Source organism: Bacillus sp. 03113, assembly GCF_006546985.1.
In the GTDB taxonomy this organism is placed as follows: Bacteria; Bacillota; Bacilli; order Bacillales; family Cytobacillaceae; genus VATK01.
The window spans coordinates 76,206-98,135 of sequence record NZ_VATK01000010.1 but is presented as its reverse complement, the minus strand read 5'-3'; the positions used below and the strand labels follow the sequence as shown (position 1 = coordinate 98,135).

At 37.4% G+C, this 21,930-nt stretch carries 19 protein-coding genes and 1 riboswitch; of the genes, 13 read left to right on the top strand and 6 right to left on the bottom strand.

Translation table 11 applies throughout. From position 1 onward, the window contains the following. The first annotated feature begins 287 nt into the window (after positions 1-287). From FDO66_RS11275 to nirD, 5 genes are all read left to right on the top strand, one after another. The gene (locus tag FDO66_RS11275) at positions 288-1,733 is read left to right on the top strand and encodes a DEAD/DEAH box helicase (RefSeq protein ID WP_141432747.1); all 1,446 of its coding nucleotides are present in this window, start codon (positions 288-290) and stop codon (positions 1,731-1,733) included. 378 nt (positions 1,734-2,111) lie between these two features. After that, positions 2,112-2,528, top strand: coding sequence for an organic hydroperoxide resistance protein (locus tag FDO66_RS11270; protein ID WP_141432746.1), 417 nt, complete (start codon positions 2,112-2,114; stop codon positions 2,526-2,528). A gap of 90 nt (positions 2,529-2,618) precedes the next feature. Next, a complete protein-coding gene (locus FDO66_RS11265) occupies positions 2,619-3,224 on the top strand; it encodes a methyltransferase (protein WP_141432745.1) in 606 nt (201 codons plus the stop codon). Positions 3,225-3,552: 328 nt separating this feature from the next. Continuing rightward, positions 3,553-5,958, top strand: coding sequence for a nitrite reductase large subunit NirB (gene nirB, locus FDO66_RS11260; RefSeq protein ID WP_141432744.1), 2,406 nt, complete (start codon positions 3,553-3,555; stop codon positions 5,956-5,958). Positions 5,959-5,997: 39 nt separating this feature from the next. Continuing rightward, positions 5,998-6,315: a nitrite reductase small subunit NirD gene (gene nirD, locus FDO66_RS11255; protein WP_141432743.1), complete on the top strand. Its 318-nt coding sequence runs from the start codon at positions 5,998-6,000 to the stop codon at positions 6,313-6,315. A 239-nt stretch (positions 6,316-6,554) separates the two neighbouring features. On the opposite strand, the gene FDO66_RS11250 is transcribed toward nirD, so the two are convergent. The 6 genes from FDO66_RS11250 to FDO66_RS11225 all read right to left on the bottom strand — a co-directional run bounded on the left by FDO66_RS11250 (position 6,555) and on the right by FDO66_RS11225 (position 12,180). Further along, complete coding sequence (locus FDO66_RS11250; protein WP_395939775.1) at positions 6,555-7,919, bottom strand: NCS2 family permease; 1,365 nt, start codon at positions 7,917-7,919, stop codon at positions 6,555-6,557. 201 nt (positions 7,920-8,120) lie between these two features. Then, on the bottom strand, positions 8,121-9,128 hold the full coding sequence (locus FDO66_RS11245; protein WP_141432741.1) for an aromatic ring-hydroxylating dioxygenase subunit alpha: 1,008 nt from the start codon (positions 9,126-9,128) through the stop codon (positions 8,121-8,123). A gap of 65 nt (positions 9,129-9,193) precedes the next feature. After that, a complete protein-coding gene (locus FDO66_RS11240; RefSeq protein WP_141432740.1) occupies positions 9,194-9,430 on the bottom strand; it encodes a ferredoxin in 237 nt (78 codons plus the stop codon). Positions 9,431-9,447: 17 nt separating this feature from the next. After that, the gene (locus FDO66_RS11235; protein ID WP_141432739.1) at positions 9,448-10,446 is read right to left on the bottom strand and encodes an NAD(P)/FAD-dependent oxidoreductase; all 999 of its coding nucleotides are present in this window, start codon (positions 10,444-10,446) and stop codon (positions 9,448-9,450) included. Positions 10,447-10,560: 114 nt separating this feature from the next. Next, positions 10,561-11,613 carry an aromatic ring-hydroxylating oxygenase subunit alpha gene (locus FDO66_RS11230; protein WP_141432738.1) on the bottom strand — a complete coding sequence of 351 codons (1,053 nt, stop codon included), beginning with the start codon at positions 11,611-11,613 and terminating at the stop codon, positions 10,561-10,563. A 225-nt stretch (positions 11,614-11,838) separates the two neighbouring features. Beyond that, on the bottom strand, positions 11,839-12,180 hold the full coding sequence (locus FDO66_RS11225; RefSeq protein ID WP_141432737.1) for a Na-translocating system protein MpsC family protein: 342 nt from the start codon (positions 12,178-12,180) through the stop codon (positions 11,839-11,841). 317 nt (positions 12,181-12,497) lie between these two features. Between FDO66_RS11225 and FDO66_RS11220 the strand changes: the two genes are divergently transcribed. The 8 genes from FDO66_RS11220 (at position 12,498) to thiM (ending at position 21,920) form a co-directional block, all read left to right on the top strand. Then, a complete protein-coding gene (locus tag FDO66_RS11220) occupies positions 12,498-12,749 on the top strand; it encodes a heterocycloanthracin/sonorensin family bacteriocin (RefSeq protein ID WP_141432736.1) in 252 nt (83 codons plus the stop codon). Continuing rightward, complete coding sequence (locus FDO66_RS20870) at positions 12,715-13,104, top strand: hypothetical protein (protein WP_181444542.1); 390 nt, start codon at positions 12,715-12,717, stop codon at positions 13,102-13,104. Before FDO66_RS11220 ends, FDO66_RS20870 begins: the two co-directional genes overlap by 35 nt. Further along, entirely contained in the window at positions 13,019-14,983 is a 1,965-nt protein-coding gene (locus FDO66_RS11215; protein ID WP_141432735.1) for a putative thiazole-containing bacteriocin maturation protein, read from the top strand. Before FDO66_RS20870 ends, FDO66_RS11215 begins: the two co-directional genes overlap by 86 nt. After that, positions 14,980-16,923: a TOMM precursor leader peptide-binding protein gene (locus FDO66_RS11210; protein WP_141432734.1), complete on the top strand. Its 1,944-nt coding sequence runs from the start codon at positions 14,980-14,982 to the stop codon at positions 16,921-16,923. The genes FDO66_RS11215 and FDO66_RS11210 overlap by 4 nt, the downstream gene beginning before the upstream one ends. Positions 16,924-16,980: 57 nt before the next feature. Then, positions 16,981-18,558 (top strand): SagB family peptide dehydrogenase, encoded by a 1,578-nt coding sequence (locus FDO66_RS11205; RefSeq protein WP_141432733.1) that lies wholly within the window; start codon positions 16,981-16,983, stop codon positions 18,556-18,558. A gap of 231 nt (positions 18,559-18,789) precedes the next feature. After that, positions 18,790-19,212, top strand: a complete 423-nt coding sequence (gene fosM, locus FDO66_RS11200) for a FosM family fosfomycin resistance protein (RefSeq protein WP_141432732.1) — start codon at positions 18,790-18,792, stop codon at positions 19,210-19,212. A 78-nt stretch (positions 19,213-19,290) separates the two neighbouring features. Continuing rightward, a complete protein-coding gene (locus FDO66_RS11195) occupies positions 19,291-20,754 on the top strand; it encodes a YcdB/YcdC domain-containing protein (RefSeq protein WP_141432731.1) in 1,464 nt (487 codons plus the stop codon). 124 nt (positions 20,755-20,878) lie between these two features. Further along, a riboswitch (TPP riboswitch) is annotated at positions 20,879-20,988 on the top strand. A 122-nt stretch (positions 20,989-21,110) separates the two neighbouring features. Further along, on the top strand, positions 21,111-21,920 hold the full coding sequence (gene thiM, locus FDO66_RS11190) for a hydroxyethylthiazole kinase (RefSeq protein WP_141432730.1): 810 nt from the start codon (positions 21,111-21,113) through the stop codon (positions 21,918-21,920). The last annotated feature ends 10 nt before the right edge of the window (positions 21,921-21,930 follow it).

Genomic DNA, 21,930 nt, shown 5'->3' with positions numbered 1-21,930 from the left:
ATAGGTTTGTTAAAGTGTACTGTTAATAAAAGCGATTTTTGAATCATTCGTTTGAAACATGGTTTCACACGCCTTAAGCGCAGCTTCAAGATAGCACGAACTACATGAACCGTCAGGAGCAAGCAAGCTTACTTTTGGCGGTTCATGTAGTTCGTGCTAAATGATTCAAAAATCAACAGTGTTATTTAACATAGCATTATAATAAAGAAGATAAAAAAATGAAAGTGTATATATTTAGTATTAATAGATGAGCATAACAATTAATTCAAACAAAATGAGGTTATAGGATGAGTAAAGAAAGATTTCAAGACTATTCATTAAGTAAAGAGATCCTAAAAGCACTTTCTGGCTTAAATTATGAGCATCCAACTGAGGTTCAAAAAGAAGTAATTCCTATTGCATTAGACAAGAAAGATCTTGTTGTAAAATCTCAAACAGGCAGTGGAAAAACCGCATCCTTCGGCATACCCATTTGTGAAATGGTGGAGTGGGAAGAGAATAAGCCACAGTGCTTGATTCTTACGCCTACTCGAGAGCTTGCTGCTCAAGTAAAAGAAGATATAACAAATATCGGAAGATTTAAGCGGATTAAAGCTGCTGCTGTTTACGGAAAACAACCTTTTTTGAAGCAAAAATTAGAATTAAAGCAAAAAACGCATGTTGTTGTTGGGACTCCAGGGAGGGTGTTAGATCATATTGAAAAAGGAACACTTGCTATTGACCATATAAATTATCTCATAATCGATGAAGCGGATGAGATGCTAAATATGGGATTTATTGACCAGGTAGAAGCGATCATTCAAAAACTGCCGACAGACAGAGTCACTTTTTTGTTTTCTGCTACATTGCCTGAAAATGTCGAAAATCTTTGTTATAAATATATGAAATATCCAATTCATGTTGAAATAAAAGCAACGGAACAAGCAGCCAATAATATTGAACATGCCGTATTAGAAGTAAGAGAAGAAGATAAGTTTTCACTTTTAAGAGACTTAACGATCGTCGAAAATCCTGACAGCTGTATTATTTTTTGCCGAACGCAAGAAAGAGTCAATCATTTGGTTGAGCAATTAAACGACTTTAACTACCCATGCGACAAAATTCACGGTGGAATGGTACAAGAGGATCGCTTTGAGGTTATGGATGATTTTAAAAGAGGAAAATTTCGCTATTTAGTGGCAACAGATGTAGCGGCAAGAGGCATCGATATTGACAATATCACACACGTCTTCAACTATGATCTCCCTTTAGAAAAAGAAAGCTATGTACACAGAACAGGGAGAACAGGACGTGCTGGTAAAAAAGGAAAAGCGTTTACTTTGATAACACCGGATGAAGAAAAATTTTTAGCAGAAATAGAAGAATACATCGGCTTTGAAATACCTAAAATGGCAGCTCCATCAAAAGATGAAGTTGCTACATTTAATGCGGTGTTTAACGAAAAAATAAATGCTCGACCACAGGTTAAAAAAGATAAAAGTGAACAATTAAATAGAGACATCATGAAGCTATACTTTAATGGAGGAAAGAAAAAGAAGATTAGAGCGGTAGATTTTGTCGGCACGATCGCAAAAATTGAAGGTGTAACCGCAGATGATATCGGAATCATTACCATTCAGGAAAATGTTTCATATGTAGAAATATTAAATGGAAAAGGCCCCCTTGTCTTAAAAGTCATGAAGAATACAACAATAAAAGGAAAGCTGTTGAAGGTTCATCAGGCGAAAAAATAAGTGAAACTTCAATCAGAGGGGGGCTTCATCTCCCACTGATTGTTTGTTACGCAGAGCCTGATTGACTTTTCTAAGGGTTGAAGCCCAAAGAAAAGTCTTATTTCACCAATTACGCTTATACATGCCACATCCAGTGGCATTACTTCCTGTCCGTCGTCGGGCTTTTACGGGCAGTTATTCCTCACTTAGGATTTCTCGTTTACATCCATAACCTTTAGGTGGGGATTTACTGCCCGTTAATGCGGGATATAAGTCGAAAATTAAGGAGTATTTAACTATTTTTATGAAAAATAGATAGAAATAGGATGAAATATTTCGAAATATTGGTAGAGTTCGGTATAATTTTCCTTGTACGACACTAATGGATGAGGTGATAGGATGACTGTTTATTTTACGTCAGTAGCGACCGCAAAGGGTGGAAGAGAAGGCAGTGTAAAATCAAGCGATGGAATCATTGATTTAAAATTATCAACACCAAAACCGAATCAAGAGTCTACAGCTTCTAATCCAGAGCAATTATTTGCTGCAGGATATTCTGCATGTTATGATGGCGCTCTTAATTTAATTGCTCAAAGACAACGAGTGAAAATAGACTCGAGTGTAACGGCAAAAGTAAGCTTGTTGAAGGATGAAAGTGACAACGGGTATAAAATTGGCGTTGTTTTAGAGGTGGAAATTAACGGCGTTTCCCAAGAAAAAGCAGAAGAATTAACCCATCTAGCTCATCAGTTTTGTCCATATTCCAAAGCAACACGAGGAAATATTGATGTTGAAATAATAACAAAAGCGATTTAATAATGAATGACCCCTTAGGATACAGTACTCCTAGGGGGTGTTTTATACTATAATAGTAAAAAATATAATCCCTTGTACTGGAGCAAATAAATGAATGAAAAGTATTACGATACATTATTGAATATAAAAACAGTAGGAGATCAAAAGGGGTTCAATCAGTCTTTTCATTATCATCGTTATGAGCCAACGCCTTATCACGCGCTTGAAATCTTATTTAATCAATATGAACTGAAGAAAAGTGATCGGATCGTAGACTTTGGCTGCGGAAAAGGGCGATTACCTTTTTATATTCATTATTTATTTCAAGCAACTGTTATAGGGGTTGAGATGAACGAGACTTTCTATCAAGAAGCAATTGACAATCGAAATAATTATTTAAAGAAGGTTCGAAAAGGGAAAAATCAAATTCATTTCCATTGTGGACTGGCAGAAGACTATCCCATTCATCCTAAAGACAATCGATTTTATTTTTTTAATCCATTTTCCATTCAAATTTTTAGAAGTATCATAAATAATATATTGCTTTCAGTTGAAAAATCAGGAAGAGAAATAGAGTTAATATTATATTATTCCTCAGAAGACTATATTTATTTTTTAGAAAATCAAACTGTTTTTGAACTGAAACAGGAAGTCATCCTCCCGAGTTTATATAAATACAATCCTTTTGAGAGATTTTTAATCTATCGATTAGGCTAGAAACTACGAGCGGAGACTGTCTTATTAAGAAATTAGACAATCTTCGCTATGTATTTATCACTCCTCTTATGAACCCATAAAAATTCCTCTTAATCTTACAAATTCAATCCTTTATTAATTCCTTACTACTTTACAAATCCTTTCAAATTTATAATTAGTCTGACAAAACTGTAATATGTGATCTGGATCACTCCTTGGCTGTTTATTTATTGCTACTCTTTTGATAATGCTCTTTCAAGAGGAGAACATATGCGATTGTGCGTGATATCACAAAGATGACAACTTCATTTTATGTAAATAAACCAAAACAGTATAAGGAGGGAACAACATGAGAAAAAGACTAGTTATGATTGGAAACGGTATGGCTGGTGTTCGCAGTGTCGAGGAGATTATTAAAAGAGATCCTAATTTATTTGAAATAACGATAATTGGAGAAGAACCATATCCAAACTATAATCGCATTATGCTTTCAAATGTATTACAAGGAAAAACTACTATTAATGAGATTAACATAAATGACTGGGACTGGTATAAAGAAAACAATATTACTCTATTAGCTGATGAAAAAGTAATTAAAATTGACAGAGAAAATAAAAAAATCATGACGGATAAGGAAAATATTATTACTTATGATGAGCTGATTATAGCAACAGGATCAAGCTCTTTTATATTACCGATACCAGGTAGTCAATTAGAAGGCGTGATTGGTTTTCGTACAATTGAAGATACTGAAAAAATGATGAAGGCAGCAAAATCATACAAAAAAGCAGTTGTTATTGGTGGCGGTCTCCTTGGGTTGGAGGCTGCAAGAGGGCTTATTGATAGGGGGATGGATGTACATGTTGTTCATATTATGCCTTCATTAATGGAGCAACAGCTTGATAGAGCAGCTGCCAATCTATTGAAAAAGGACTTAGAAGCACAAGGTATGAAATTTTTAATGGAAAAGCAAACAGCCGAAATATATGGAGAAAATCGAGTGCAAGGATTAAAGTTCACCGATGGTACATCTGTTGAATGTGATTTAGTCGTTATGGCTGTAGGAATTCGTCCAAATGTTACTATTGCAAGAGAAGCAGGTCTAAATGTTAATAGAGCAATCATTATCAATGATTATATGCTTACATCAGATTCGTCCATCTATGCTGTTGGTGAATGTGCAGAACATAATGGGAAAGTATATGGGCTAGTAGCGCCGCTTTACGAACAAGGAACAGCGCTTGCAGATCATATTACTGGCAGTAGTGGAAAAGGGTATCAAGGCAGTATCCTTTCTATACAGCTGAAAGTCGCAGGATGTGATTTATTTTCAGGCGGCAAGATTCACGAAGATGAACAAACAGAAGCCATAATTGTTCATGATCAATTCGCTAAAAAATATAAAAAAATACTTGTTACAAATAATAAAATCGTAGGGATAGTTTTATATGGCGATGCTTCTGATGGAAATCGCTTATTTAATCTGTTAAAAAAACAAACAGATATTAGTGAATATACGAGCACCTCTGTATTAAGTAAAACCGGACAAGATACTGAGGAAGATTTGGTTTCTTCCATGAGTGCAGAAGATACTGTTTGTGGATGTAATGGAGTAACAAAGGGGACGATTGTTCAATCTATATTAGAACATCAACTGACAACATTTGATGAAGTAAAAGAATGTACAAAAGCAGGGGGATCATGCGGGAAATGTAAAGGAGTGGTAGAAAGCATTCTTTTGCATACATTAGGAGATCACTTTGATATATCTCCCAAAAAAACAGGCATATGCAGCTGTACGTCCTTCACTAGGGATGAAGTAGTCGCTAACATTTTTGATAAAGGGCTGAAATCTCCAAAAGAGGTTCGAAATGTCCTAGAATTTGCAAGTGAAGAAGGATGTTCGAAATGTCGTCCTGCTTTAAATTACTATTTACGTATGATTTTCCCCGAAGAATATGAAGATGATAAGGCTTCAAGATTTGTTAATGAAAAAATGGAAGGGAATATTCAAAAGGATGGAACTTTCTCAGTTATTCCACGCATGTATGGTGGTGTAACCACAGCTGAAGATTTAATTCGCCTAGGTGAGGTTGCCAAAAAATATAATGTACCATTAGTGAAAATTACTGGAGCAAGCCGTATTGGGTTGTATGGAATCAAAAAAGAAGATATTCCGCAAGTATGGGAAGATTTAGGCATGCGTTCAGGCTATGCGTACTCTAAATCCCTGCGAAATGTCAAATCATGTGTTGGTTCACAATTTTGCCGTTTTGGAACGCAAGATTCGTTAGGCTTAGGACAGAAGCTAGAACAAGCACTTGAAATGGTCGATACTCCTCATAAGATGAAGATGGGTGTAACGGGTTGTCCAAGAAACTGTGCAGAAGTATTAACAAAAGATTTTGGTGTGGTATGTGTAGAGAATGGCTATCAGCTTTATTTCGGAGGAAATGGAGGGACAGTCGTTCGTGAATGTGATTCCTTAACGACTGTGTCAACGGAAGAAGAAGTAATAGCAATGGCAAAAGCGTTTGTACAATATTATCGAGAAAACGCTAATTATGGAGAGCGTACAGCACAATGGGTAGACCGTGTAGGGGCAGATGTTGTCAAAGAGAAATTATTGAAAGAAGAAAATATAGCTCCGTTAGTTGAGCGCTTCGATAAAGCAAAAAATACTTATGAAGAAGCATGGTCAATGATTCTTAAGCATGAACAGAAGAAAGAAATGTATAAAGTAATTAGAGGATAAAATCGGCTCAGAAAAAATCATCTGTGGAGGGGAAGCGAAATGAACACTATAAAAGAATCCATTAAAATTATGAAATTAACAGATTTACCTAAGCAGATAGGGAAAGAAGTAAGAATTAAAGGGTATTCGATTGCAATCTTTCACTTGTCAAATGGCGAAGTACGTGCCATAAGCAATCGTTGTCCGCACAAAAATGGACCGTTAGCAGAAGGAATCGTTTCAGGAGAGTTTGTATTTTGTCCCTTACATGATTGGAAGATTTCACTTATAACAGGGGAAGTACAAAAACCAGATAACGGCTGTGTGGAAATATATAAAACAGAAATAGTCGACGGTTATGTTTATATAACAGTGTAAAAATCGCTAGTCCCTTGAGGACATAAACCGCTCCTGAATAGAAGGTGAAGTACACTTCTATTCAGGAGCTTTTTTTACATGTCATAAGAGGTAATCGACACCTATTACCTGCACCACTTAAAGCAGAGGTTAAAAAACCTCTAAACGGTATACACTTTCTTTTTTATGGAGGAAAATGGGCGGATTATAAAAAACTATACAGCAGAATTTAAGTTGCTAAAGCGGACTCAAACATATAACTAAACATGAAAAATAAAGTTCACAATAAAAGCAGCACTAATGACATACAAGATCCAGTGAATTTCTTTCGCTTTTCCCGTCAATAATTTAATGAAAGTATAAGATAGGAAACCAAATGCAAGTCCTTCACCAATACTAAACGTTAAGGGCATAAGAATAATAGTAAGAAAAGCAGGTACGGAATCTGTTAAGTCGTCTAAGGCGATATTCTTAATTTCAGTTAGCATAAAGGCTCCAACCAAAATTAATATAGGTGCTGTAGCAAATGGTGGAATAATGCTAATTAATGGAGTAAACAAAATACTTAACAAAAAGAGGAATGCCACTACTAGTGCTTTAAGACCTGTTTTTCCTCCTTCGGCAATACCTGTTGCATTTTCAACATATGCATTCATAGCTGTAGAACCCATTGAAGCACTTGCCATCGTGGCAATAGAATCTGCAATAAGCGCTTTATCCAACCCTTCAATTTCACCTTTCTCATTCATAAGTCCAGCTTTTTTAGATAAACCAATCATAGAACCTAAATTATCAAATAACTCGACTAGAGTAAACGAGAAAATGATGGACAAGAGACCGTACTGAAAAGCAGCTTTAATATCCATTTTTAAAAAAGTTTCAGACATGCTTGGAAGAGAAAATGACATGATGTTATTAATACTTTTTGGTGTTTCAACAATTCCTAAAATCATTCCTGAAATAGATATGAGCAAGATACTAATAATGGCTGCTCCTTTTATTTTTCGAGCAGTAAGAACAGTTACGATAATAAAACCAATTAAAGCAAGTAACGGTGCAGGTTTTGTTATTTGACCAAGTGAAACAAAAGTGGCCTCATTACTTACAATAATGCCAGCTTGTTTAAAGCCAATAAAGGCGATAAATAAACCTATTCCGACAGAAATAGCACTTTTTAACACATTGGGGATACCTTCAATAATTTTTTTTCGTATACCGGTTATGGTAAGAATAAAAAATACCAATCCTGAAATGAACACGGCTCCTAATCCTGTTTGCCACGATAAACCTTGACCTAATACGACCGTATAAGCAAAAAAAGCATTAAGTCCCATTCCTGGAGCAACTGCAATTGGCATATTAGCCCATAATGCAAATAGAAGAGTTGCAAAGACACTAGCAAAGATAGTCGCAGCAATGGCTGCTTCTTTTGGGATACCTGCATCCGACAAAATGTTTGGATTAACAAAAATAATATAACTCATCGTCATAAATGTCGTAATTCCTGCCAGAATCTCCGTTTTTACATTCGTTTTACGTTTTGTTAATTGAAAAAGCTTGTCTAACCAGTAAGGATTAGATTTTGTTATCATTTCAACATTTTTCGTCTCCAAGTTTTTATTCATCGACATTATTCATTTTCTCCCTCAATGGTTTAGATTAGATTTTGTCCTAATAGGAAATATTGTAGAAATTGAGTTTTATTAACCGATACTATGGGTAGTGTATGCATAAACAGGGTCTGCCCTTCTTAGGACAGACTCTGCTGTATTGTTAAAATAGTAAAGCTCTAGTTCTATATATCTTGGAGGGGGAAGGACTAAATATCAGTTAAGCTGTGCCTTTCTCCGTCCAACATCACTGCCAAAGGTAACTCCTAATTCACCCAGCCATCTTCTGTACGCAATGCTTAGTTTATCTGGTGTTAAATGAAGCTCTTCCTGTAAATCAAGCGGAAGCTCCTCTGGTTTTTGACTTTCAACGACTGCAGTATCTTGCTCGATAATGGTCTGCTGAAAATCAATAAAATATTGATCAGATGCATCGAATGAATAGTTTCTTGAAACCAATGCATGTACAGTCGACTTGCGCTCCTGTTCAGGACGAGCAGCAAATAGCATGGCGAAGATCTCTTTAGTTTCATAGTTTACTTTCTTTAATCGAGCGACTGTCGGGCTTAATACTTCAAATGTGTAATGGATTGTGGCGTAATTCCCTGTCCCGTCAGCATCAGCAAATACTGGAATCTCGTCTGTAACAATTCGATCTTCTCGCCAATGTGCTTTATAGTCAGGGATTTCAGCATAATTTGAATCCCCAAGAATACCTTCGTGAACAAATGCCAAGTGGCTAACATCTAAGAAATTCTCTACTACTCTCGGAGCGGCAGCATTCATTGTATGTGCATTTGCACACACAGTCTTAAAAGAAGGATCATCATATTCGACGTATTCTGGGAATGGGAATTCGTTATTAGCATCATCGCTTAATTTTACCCAAATGAGTCCATATTTTTCTGTACAGCTGTAGACAATTGCTTTTGCTTTAGGTGGGATGACACGAGTAGGGGGTTGTTGTGGAATTTTTACACATTTCCCGTCTGTATTGTATTCCCATCCATGATATGGGCAGACAATACAATCATGTACTACCTTTCCTAGTGATAACTCTGCACCACGGTGGATACATAAATCTTTAAAAGCTTGAACACCGGTACTTGTTCGAAATAGGACAATACGCTCACCTAAAATATATACTTGCATTGGTTTATCTGCTAATTCATGAGAATAAGCAGCTGGCTGCCAAAATTTTGCCAATACTGGATCTTTAATCATTCTCATACCCTCCATTATCTAATGTCAAAAAATCAAAAACTGTTTAAGACTAAGAACATATGCTATCAGGGATTTCCGTTAAAAGGTTTGTCGGCAACTTTTATAGACTCAGTTGGACAGCCCTCTTGTGCATCAAATAAATCATCATATAAATCTTCTTCTACTTTTGCTGTACCCATATTGTTATCAAGAATGACTTCAGCCAAGCCTTCATCATCATAATCAAAAATTTCTGGAGCAGCAGCTCCACATGCTCCACAAGCAATACAGGTATCTTTATCAACAATTGTAAATTTAGCCATTTAATGATCTCCTCTCTTTATTTAGCAAAAACAGATGTGCTATGAAGAGGCTGTACCTTAGATTTTGGATCTAAGTAAGCCTTAGCGTTATTGATAGCAGTAGGTGCTTCACCAAAACCAGTGGCAATAAGCTTTACTTTTCCATCAAATGTGCAGACATCACCAGCTGCATAGATTCCTGGAATATTCGTTTCCATGCGGGAATTGACGACAATTGAATTTTTTTCTATTTCTAATCCCCAATTTTTTATCGAACCTAGTGATGAAACAAAGCCGTAGTTAACAATGACATCATCCACCTCAATCACATCTTTAAGGTTTTCTTTACCTTTTTCTAATACGACTTTAGTGATTTGATTGTCATTGCCAATAAACTCCACTGGTATATAAGGCGTCATAATTTCAACGTTAGAAGCATGTAATTGTTCAACACTGTGTTCATGTGCTCGGAATTTATCTCTGCGATGAACGAGAATAACTTTTTCTGCGATCGGTTCAAGCATAAGCGCCCAGTCAACAGCGGAATCGCCGCCTCCACAGATCATAACTTTTTTGTTTCGGAATTTTTCCAAGTCATTAATGAAATAATGGAGGTTTTCATTCTCGAATTTTTCTGCACCTTCAAGCTCAATTTTACGAGGATGAAAAGCGCCATTTCCAGCAGTGATTACGATGGTTCGAGTCAGATGCTCTTCTTTATTGGTGATGAGCTTAAACGTAGCATCATCTTTTATTTCAAGATCCTGAGCTACTTGTTCTAAACAAATAGTCGGATTAAACTGCTCCGTTTGCTCTTTTAAACGGTCGACTAATTCTTGAGCTCTAACTTTCGGAAATCCTGCTATATCATAAATATATTTTTCAGGATACAGGGTTGAGAGCTGGCCGCCGAGTTGAGGGAGGCTCTCGATAATTTTTACTGAGGAATTCCGCATTCCTCCATAGAAAGAAGCAAATAAACCTATAGGACCTCCTCCAATAATAGTAATATCATAGATTTTTTTATCCATTTCCAAGATGTAAACCTCCTATTAATCACTCCAAATATCATCTTTTCCTCAGATTATTTGAAGGGGTAAAAAGCGAAAATGAAATCCAGGCATTTTCGAATTATGCAAATTTTTAAAATGTTAACTTGTATACTGCGATCCAAGACCAAGTTCTATTAATTTTTTTCGATAAGCGACAGATGTTTTATCGGCCATGATATGGGTTTCCATTTGCAAGTCAAGCGGTAAATCCTCAGGCTTTTGATTTTCTACCATTTCTCTATCTTCTGTAAATATTTGAAGATTAAAGGCGTATACATCTTCGATCGAAGAGTCCTTGTCGAAGTTTCTCGCAATCGGAACAAACAATTTCGTTTCTCTCGCAGAGACTGGACAAACAGCATTCATGATCCACAACTCTCCATCATTAGGGAAATACACTTTTAAAGTAGCTGTAAAAGGCGGATATACATCAAAGACGCGAAGCCATTTAAAGCCTTCTGGATTACGGTGCTGGAGCGCTTTTGGATAATTGCTGACATTACTTAAATATTCTACATGGATGCCGTAATCTGTATTGTCTACTTGGTAACGAGGAACAAATGGGTTATTTCGATCAGCGAATGATTCAGTGTGCACCCAAGCAAAGTGAGCTACATCAAGGAATCCTTCCATTTGTCTTCCAGCGGATCCTTTAATTTCAAACTCAGGACAAACAATTTGTTGGAAGTCTGGGTTATCCCAAGCTTCAAAGCGAGGAAGGTTATCCTCTTCCCCAGTTAATGAGGTCCACACTAATCCAAAACGTTCAACTACTGGAAAAACAGCCATACAGAGGCGTGGATTTATTTTTGCATCAGGATGTGCTGGAATGGATGTACATTTTCCGTCCGTATTAAAACGAAAACCATGATAAGGACAAACGATATCTTCTTCTTCTACCCATCCCATGCTAAGAGGAGTGCCACGGTGAACACAAAGGTCACGCGCTACAACGATTTTACTTTTGGTCCGATAAACGACTAAGTTGACATCAAGCAATTTAACGGCCATTGGTTTCTCCGTTACTTCTGTACTTTGAGCAACAGGGTACCAATATTTACTTAGTACAGTCCAATCTTCTATAGTAAAAGTACAGTCACGAGGAAATGGTGGTAAATCTCTTTTTTTGCTTACTGTGGAGTTTTCTTGCATAATGCTTCATCCCTTCACTTTTAATTTTAATTACAATATATTCTCTGGTGTAGAAGCGGTTTTAACTAACTCTATTATCAAAAAGAGCCGTGAAGACAGAAGAAACACAAGTAATGTTTCTTCTGTCTTCACGGCTCTTTCCTTCCGTAAACAGAGGTTAAGCATCCGCAAAATTTTATTATCGGTTGCAGAAAAAACGTTTATACGCATCTTCTACAAGCAATGTTATTTAGTTATTTGATTTTCTAAACAAATAACCGTGCAAGAAATTCCTTTGTTAGGATCGTAATCTCTAAACAAGGAAGTGATTTTTAAGTCAAACATATCTTCTAATTTTTCTTTTAACAAAGTTTTATACCTAGAGGATAAGGCAGCATCCAGTGCTAAGACCAATCCGCTATGCTCATCACCTAAAGCATCTAATGCTGGGATGCGCTGTGTCCTTGCTAAAATTAAAATTTTATTTCCAACTATTTCGATTTTTTGTTCATGTACGCCAACATGAAAAATTTCTTTATTCGTTTCATTGAAAAGGGTGGCTAAGCTCTTCTTAAAAGACTGATCCATCTGTTTTCACCTTTACTACTATCTTTAAGTAGTTATATTACTAGTAGATGATGAATAAATCAATCTTTTTGTTAGGTTTTCTGACATACTTTATTCATATAAAAATATACTCCATTTTTTTATAAAATTTAATGAAAAATCTCCTAAAATAAGCATTTGAATTAGTAACCATACCCAATCATTATTCATATTTTGTTGGGGAGTGTTTGGAATGAAATGGTGAATTTACATTCGAAATGCTGTTTATCAAACTATGATATTGTCACTTTTTAAGTCACTGGAATAATTCATAAAATAAATAGACGGAGGTATGTAACATGAATGATTTTCAAAATGATCTTCAAAGGTTGAATGTCGGTGATTTCCATGCGAATGAGGCAATTCCATGGGATCAAAATCAATATTATTTAGATCAAGCTCGTCAATGTGGTGGGTTTAACTGTTTTCGTTGCTTTAGTTGTTTCTTTTGCTTTTTCTGTGTTAGCTGTTTTAATTGTTTTCGATGTTCGAATTGTTTCCGTTGCGGAGGTCGTTGTGGAGACCGCTGTGGAGGCCGTTGCGGCGGTTGATTTAGCCCATCCAATGAAAACAGCGTTTATAAAAAGAGAAGTAGCCCCAGCATGTTTTTCATGCTGGGCTATTTATTCGTTTGTATCCAAATTGCAAGTGGTTGTCTTTAATATGGATGCAGGTGCTTTTAGTCTAAATGATGACGATTTCAGAAAAGAAGTAACTGCTTTTAAGAAAAATATGGACGCTTTCTTATTACATAACGGACAAATTAAGTTACATAGAATGGATAGAGGGAGTGTTGATCAATTCAACGAGGAGGTACTGAATGACAAATTTAATTCCTTCTATGCGTCTAAAAGTAAAAAGGGACACATTTTTTCTTCCAGATCCAAACAGCGGAGTGTATTTTAGGAATAACTTAAGTTCGTTTCGTATGGAGGGGAGTATGATTGATCAGTGGGTTGAAAAGCTAATCCCAATGTTCAACGGAAAGTACTCCTTAGAAGATTTAACAAACGGATTGCCTGGACCATATCGAGATCGGGTGTATGAAATTGCGGAGGTGCTGCATCAGAATGGATATGTTAAGGATGTGAGCCATGATCGTCCGCATCAATTAGCCAAACACATTCTTAAAAAATATGCTTCTCAAATTGAATTTTTAGATAGTTTCGTTGATTCAGGAGCATACCGTTTTCAAAAGTATCGTCAGGCGAAAGTACTGGCAGTTGGTTCTGGGCCTTTTTTTGTCTCGTTAGTTTCTGCGTTACTTGAATCTGGCTTGCCCAAGCTTCATTTACTTATTATGAACTCAGTACCGACTAACAGACAAAGATTAAAAGATCTAGTCGCAAATGCCACGAAATCAGATCCTGAGGTGGCAGTAGAGGAGGTTATCCTTCACACGGATGGAGAAAGTGCTTGGCGAGAGATTGTGCAGCCTTTTGACTCGATTTTGTATGTTTCGCAGAAAGGCAATGTTGAGGAATTACGAGTGCTTCATAAGGTGTGCAGAGAAGAGAAAAAGGTATTCCTCCCAGCAATATGCTTAAACCAGGTAGGATTAGCTGGCCCTTTAGTTCATCCAGACTCTGATGGATGCTGGGAATCACTATGGAGCCGCATACATCAATCAGCGTTAAGTAGAGACCAGCCATTGTACAATTCCGCATCTACCGGTTGTGCAATGATGGCTAATGTGATTGCATTTGAATGCTTTAAATACAACACAGGAGTGACCGAATCGATACTGAAAAATCAATTTTTCCTGCTTAACTTCGATACATTGGAAGGAAAATGGCATTCGTTCCTGCCTCATCCTCTTGTAACTGGAAGTCTAGCGGCTAAATGTGTTCAAGATTTCGATTTGCGGCTAGAACAGAGTTCAACCAGAAATGAAACTGATAGCTTGTTTCTTACCTTTAGCCAAATAACATCGATGGAATCAGGTATTTTTCACATTTGGGAGGAAGGAGATTTAATCCAGCTTCCGTTAGCTCAGTGCCGCGTTCAGGCAGTTGACCCATTGTCAGAGGGACCAGCTAATTTGCTGCCAGCCATTGTATGTACAGATTTAACACATGATGTAGCAAGACGAGAAGCAGGACTTGCTGGAATTGAAGCGTACGTATCGAGAATGGTTAATCCGCTTATTAAGACTCTGCCTTCACATGAGGAATTAGGAAGGAACTTGAAGGAACGGCAGGAAATTGTTGGTGTAGGAGTAGGAGCAACATTTTCGGAAGGCGTTAGCCGCGGGTTGCAAAAGTGTTTAACAGAGGAGTTGAGAAAACGACAGATTGAAAAGAAAAATGTTGTCTCACGGGTACAGTTAACTGCGATCGAAGATGAACGCAGCCGGTTTTATTTAGAAGCACTGATCAAGATGCAAGGAGTACCGACCATTGGATTAGGAGAGGAGATATTCGGTTTTCCTGTCGTTTGGGTCGGATCGAACGACCAGTGGTTCGGGAGTGTAGGTTTGACTATCACAAACGCATTACAAAAAGCGTTACAGCAGGCGCTTATGAAGGTACAAAACGAAATTCCTTGCCAATCAACACAATCGTTAGAGGTTTCTTCCGTGCTATTAGATGAAAAGGCACAGCTAAATCTTGAAATTCTTGCGAGTAGAGATGTAACAGAATCAGAAACTTTGAAATCTGCTACACAAATCTTAAAACGGAACCAAAAGCAGCTGGTAGTTTTTGAATTAGAACTGGAACCGTTTTGGCAAGATAAGCTTGCAGGTGTGTATGGCGTGCTGTTACGAGAGGAGGCATCCTTGTGAGTGCGGTCTTAGTCATTGTTGGTGAAGGGTTATTAGCGAACCTTGTATACGAAGAACTGTTTAAAGAGTATGAGGTTTTTTATTATCCTAATTTTGAGGCAGGAGTACCAGAGGAAGCTGATATGGTTTTAGTATTACATGATACATGGAATCCATCCATTCATCGAAAGGCTGAAGAGATGTTACAACCTAAAGGGATACCCTGGCTGCGAGGATTCGTTTCATTTGGAGAAGGTGTGATAGGACCATTTGTAAGCCCAGATGCACCTGGCTGCTCTCAATGCGCTGATATGCGGCACTTAATGGCAGGACGTGACCGTAAGGAGATGTGGGAGATTCAACAAATGCTTTCGGAATATGAGGGATTGACGGATGATGCATGGGCATCGCGTACAGGACTTTTACAGATGAATTATCTGCTCGAATCAGAGATTGAGAGAGTTTTGCAAGGAAACATGGACCACTTAAAAGACCGTATTTTATTGATTAACCTTAAAACTTTGGAGAGCTCAAGCCACTTTATTTTACCAGATCCAATGTGCCCTATTTGTAATAAGTTACCTGATGATTCAGCGACAGCAGCTCAAATATCACTGAAACCAAGTCCGAAAATCAGCATTGATCGATACCGCTGCCGTTCGATGGATGAGCTAAATCATGTTTTAATGAAAGACTATTTGGATAATCGGACAGGATTATTGAATGGGAAAATGTATGACTTTACAACCCCTTTTGCAGATGTAATCACCAACCTGCCATTATTTACAGCAGACGAGGGAACAGCAGGTCGAACTCATTCCTACGAGATAAGTGAGTTGACGGCCATTTTGGAAGGTTTGGAGCGGTCCTGCGGGATGTCGCCACGTGGAAAACGTACAGTGATCTATGATAGTTACCGCAACTTGAAAAATCAGGCTCTTAACCCTATAAAATTAGGGGTACACACAAAGGAGCAGTATGCTCTGCCTGGATTTCCGTTTAAACCATTTAATCCTAATAAACCTATAAATTGGGTATGGGGCTATTCTTTTTTGCAAGAGCGTCCGATACTGGTTCCCGAGCTGCTAGCCTATTACAGCTTAGGATGCGGCGGGGGATTTGTTTATGAAACCTCTAACGGATGCGCATTAGGAGGAACGTTAGAAGAAGCCATTTTTTACGGTATTTTAGAAGTGGTGGAGCGTGATTCCTTTTTACTGACTTGGTACGCACATCTGCCTCTCCCTCGTCTTGATCCTACTTCCGCTAACGATCAAGAATTACAGTTGATGATCGACCGTGTACGAGAGATAGCTGGATATGACTTGCATTTGTTTAACTCGACGATGGAGCATGGGATCCCAAGCGTTTGGGCGATGGCGAAAAATAGAAAACAAAAGGGAATGAATATTATCTGTGCGGCTGGAGCTCATTTAGATCCATTACGTGCGGTTAAAAGCGCCGTTCATGAGTTGGCCGGCATGATGCTAACGCTAGACGATAAATTTGAAACGAACCAAAAGGAGTATAGGCGATTACTTCAAGATTCTTCCTTGGTACAGAATATGGATGATCATGGCATGCTGTATGGCTTGCCGCAAGCACAGGAACGATTACAGTTTTTGCTGGATGAGAATCGTCCGCTGCGAACGTTTGATGAGGAATTTAAGCGAAGGGAGAATCATGCTGACTTAACCGACGATTTGCGGGACATTCTACAAGTGTTTCGTCAATTAAATCTTGAAGTCATTGTGGTGGATCAGTCGTCATCGGAAATCAAGAGAAATGGATTGTATTGTGTAAAGGTGCTAATTCCAGGTATGCTGCCGATGACATTTGGCCATCATCTTACCCGTGTAACTGGATTAGAGAGGGTACTAAAAGTACCTATGCAGCTTGGGTATACGAAAAAACGATTGTCCATGGAACAACTTAATCCACATCCGCACCCGTTTCCATAAAGTGAAACTTCCATCCATGGGTTTTACGCGGGATAAACGGTGATAGGGGGAATGAGAATGAGTTTAGAAGAATTTCTACACAATCTGCATTTTAATATTGATAAGGCGTCTCCACCTGACTGGGAAGTAAACTGGAAAGATTCACCCCTTCCGTATAAGCTTTATCGCGAATTGCCTGTGTTCCCTTTATCCCTGGAAATACCGTTGACGCTTGAAGGAATAGAAGCAACTGTAAAGCCTGACCAGTACACAATGGGTTGTTTTCTATGGCTTATATACGGTTTGACTCAATATTCACAGTCGATCTTTCCTTCTGATTCCATAGACCAAGCAGTAGAAGTTATGCAGTCCTATCGGCGGTTTGTTCCTTCAGGGGGAGCATTATATCCAAATGAATTGTATGTTTATTTAAAAATAGAGGAATTACCAGTTGGTGTGTACCATTATGATGTTGCACACCATTCCTTAGTGTTGCTGCGAGAGGGAAATTTCGATTTATATCTAGATAGGGCTCTTGGTATTCAAAATAACATATCCTTAAGTTTTGGTACTGTTTTTGTATCGACAATGTTTTGGAAAAATTTTTTTAAATATCATAACTTTTCTTACCGTCTTCAAGGGTTGGATGCGGGTGTCATGATCGGACAATTACTGGAAGTCGCAAAGCGATTTGGTTTCGCATCGAAGGTTCACTTCCAATATCTTGATCGAGCCATCAATCATCTTCTTGGGTTATCAGAACAAGAGGAGAGTGTATATGCGGTCATCCCATTGTCGTTAGAACAGGATATCCCGATTATTGACAAGAAAAACTTAAATGAATGTGTATCTGCAGCTGCATTATGTCAAGAGTTGACACCTATTAAGACGCATCATTACGTCCGCTCACGGAAAATGAAAGAATTTCCGATGCTAAAGAGAATGAATGAAGCTTCCATGCTTGAATCAACTGGGGAGTTTCGACAGATCAAGATGAGGAAAAGGATCAATGATGAAGGGCAAGTGATCGCTCTACCTCACGTAAAGCGATTATCTTATGATCTGGCGTCATCTTGTCGAAAACGATATTCACTGGAAATGGATTTTGTACTAGGAAAAGTAAGTCGCTCGATGCTAGCTGCTCTTTTACAGGAGACGTTGTCTTCCTTCTCGTATCAAAATGATTTGGAAGGAACAGATAAGAAGCAGAAGTCACGAGTCTTTCTGTACGGCTGTTTGTATAATATAGAAGGAATTCCAGATGGTGCTTATCAATATGACAGCGATGCTCATGGATTAAGACCCATTGATCTTGGAGATTATCGTCTTACACTGCAATATGGACTGTCATTAGATAATGTAAATTTGATTCAAGTGCCGCTCTGCCTGCATGTAGCCGGTGATAAGGATCATTACAAAGGAGAATGGGGATCGAGAGGATATCGGATTCAACAAATGGAAGCGGGTATGCTTGTGCAACGATTATTGTTAGCAGCATCAGCTATTGGAATGGGGGGACACCCGCTTCTCGGGTTTGATGTGAATTTATGTGATAAGATTTACAAGATGGAATCACAAGGTAAAACAAGTCTAATCCAAATTCCGATCGGATTTTATCGTCCTCGCCCTTGGTTGAAGGGGAGTTTGCAAAGTTAAGGAAGATACGAAAATTATTAAATTCGATTGATTGCTATTTGATAGAATTACTTTTTTTTAGTTAAAAGCCTCTTAGATTTCAAGGGGCTTTTTGTTTAGGAAAATGGTTAAATCATATTAATTTTGCCTTCCAATATGAAACTTCAAGTTTCATATTAGTTAAGTTCAAGCTTCTTTTTTTGGTATTATTTATTTAACAGATAATTTTTGAAGAATGCAGGTGATCTTAATTTGCAGATTAAAGGCTTAAACCATTTTTTGTTCTCCGTATCAGATTTAGAAAAATCGATTGCGTTTTATCAAAATGTTTTTGATGCTAAGCTGTTAGTGAAAGGGAGAAGTACTGCTTACTTCGACTTAAATGGCATGTGGCTTGCTCTAAACTTAGAAAAAGACATTCCAAGAAACGAAATAAATGATTCCTACACACATGTGGCTTTTTCAATTGATGAAGATGACTTCGATAACATGTATGAAAAACTACAGAAGTTAAATGTTAACATTCTTTCAGGTCGTAAAAGAGATGAGCAAGATAAGAAGTCCATATACTTTACTGACCTAGATGGTCATAAGTTTGAATTCCATACAGGTAACATGCAAGACAGGCTGGATTATTATAAACAAGAAAAAAAACATATGGAATTTTATATATAATCAAATTTGCTTTCTTCTGCTAGTGGGTAACTTTAGCTCAAATGAAACCTTATTTTGGATAAAACGTAATTCTTTTTATTGAGAAAAGAAAGGGTGCTGCCGTTGCTTATTGATCAATTAAGGGAGAGAGCGATACATATTGGGAATGTTACAGAGGACTATGAAATAGAAATTGAAGATGTTAAATCAGAGTCTGGGATGGTTTTTTTTACATGGAAACATAAAGATGATGCAGAAATGGATTTATGGATCGAATTAACTTTAGATGGCAGATTAGAAAGTCTATTAAAAGACTCTCAGAGATCTAAAAGTGAATCTATATTAAGTGAAGATCAATTAAAAGTGACAGCATTAAGCTTTGCCAATGACCATATACCAAGTGGAATTGATAAATTTAAACTTGAAGAATGGAAATCCATAGGTAATGGAAGGAACCGTCTTTCATATGTTCAGTATCAATTTGATTTACCTCTGCCTTTTACTGGTTTTTATCTAGATATACATGAAACAGGAGAAATAATAAATTATCGTTATTATGGAAGTGCAGAAAATATTCGATTACCTGATACAATAATAGATAAAGAAGTGATAAAAGCTGAATATTTATCAGGATTAGAAATGGAATTATTGATAACAGAACTTAGTAGTGAAATTTATGATCAGGGGAATGATCTCCCGCATCTTGTCTACGAGCCTAATTGGCAGCAGCGTTATAATCCTGATGAAGGAAAAATGGAGAAGCAACCGGTCAATGAAGAGTGGGATTCTTCTGAACGCCTTGAAACAATTTTCCGACCTGAAAAGAAGGGATCGAAAACCATCGACCAGCTGATCGGCTTTGATGAAAATACGTTTGAACAAATTCGTGAGACAGACATGGGCGATGTAACTGGAATTGTTTGGCGGAAAAAGGATTTCAAAGACTCAAATGAAGATGATCTAACGATGGATGGTTACTTTCATAAAAGAAATGATGGAACCTTGAAAATGAAGATTGATAAAGGAACAGGCAAACTAAGTGGAGTATACTCCTTTTTAGAAAGACAAGGGGATTTAAACTTGAGCTATAATCGTTGTAGAGAACTCGCTGAACAAATGTTATTTACTCTCTACCCTGAAGCAGATCAATATTTTAAGCTAGTGGTACTGGAAGAAGAGCTCGAAGAAGAAAGTAACTTAGTTCATTTTGAATATCGCCTTTTCTTTGATTACCTTCCTATTCGATTTGGTTCTGTGAAAATAAGCGTCAATCGGACAACTGGAACGATTGATCACTACATGAGTTCAGATGTAAATCAGGAATTGCTTATAAACCTTAATGCAAAACCTGTTATATCTGAAGCTGAAGCGATAAAAATGGCCAGACGAGAGTTTGATGTTGAACTGAAATGGAATAAGGAGTATACAGACAATCAAGATTCCTATTATGTTTTAACATATGTTCCAAGTTTTCCTAATTTGAAAGGTGAATTGGCATTTATAGATGCACAAACTGGTGAATTAGTTTTAAAATATTTAAATAAATGTAAAAAACCAAGGTGATCCTCCTTTTGACTATTTTTTTCTCTTCCGATTCAAACATTTTTAACCTAGTATGGTGTAAAGAGAATGATATACTTTACTTATTTGCTTAATAGGGATAATATTTAATTACATTCATATATGTTGTAACTACTAGGGGTGCCCTGTATATGGGCTGAGAGAAAACTTTGAAGTTTTTAACCCTTTGGACCTGATCTGGATTATACCAGCGGAGGAAAGTAGACAAGTGAAATATTCATTTACTCTTACTATCTAGTCAGGTCCAATTTTTGGATCTGGCTTTTTTGCATGTTAAAAGCTTAGTCCATTTCTTCATGATAAAATTACATTCATTTTTCAGAAAAGAGGAGATCAAGATGGACCATTCGAGGATAAGTGATACGTTAGAAAAAGTGAGACAAATCAATCCACTCGTACATAATATTACAAATGTGGTTGTCACAAACTTTACAGCGAACGGGCTTTTAGCTCTTGGAGCATCACCATTCATGGCAGATGGAGCGGACGAAGTAGCGGATGTAGCAAAAATCTCTAGCGTTTTAGTGCTGAATATCGGTACGTTAAATCCGATAGCTGTCAATTCGATGATTTTAGCTGGAAAATCAGCTAACGAACACGGTGTTCCGGTTATATTAGACCCGGTTGGAGCAGGAGCAACTCAATATCGTACGGACGTTGCACAAAAAATCATATCGGAAGTAAAAATATCTGTGATCAGAGGAAATGCTGCCGAAGTAGCTAATGTTTTTGGCGAAAAATGGGAAATTAAAGGTGTTGATGCAGGGACTCCTCAAGGAAATGTTGAGGAATTAGCTGTAGCAGCTGCTCAAAAATTGAAAACAGTTGTCGCTATTACGGGAAAAGAAGATGTTGTGTCAAACGGAGACACAACTTATGTTATAGCAAATGGTGATCCGATATTAACGAAGGTGACGGGTACGGGTTGCTTATTAACCTCTGTTATTGGCGCTTTTGCAGGTGTTGAAAAAGATATGCTGCAAGCTTCTGTAGCTGCTTTATCCTTCTATGGAGTTGCGGCTGAAAAGGCAGCAAGAAAAACAGCTGAACTGGGGCCGGGAAGCTTCCAAATTGAGTTTTTGAATCAATTGGCTCTCGTCACCTCCCAAGATATTGAACAATATAGCTCTGTTAAAAAAGTAAACTAATATAGGAGTG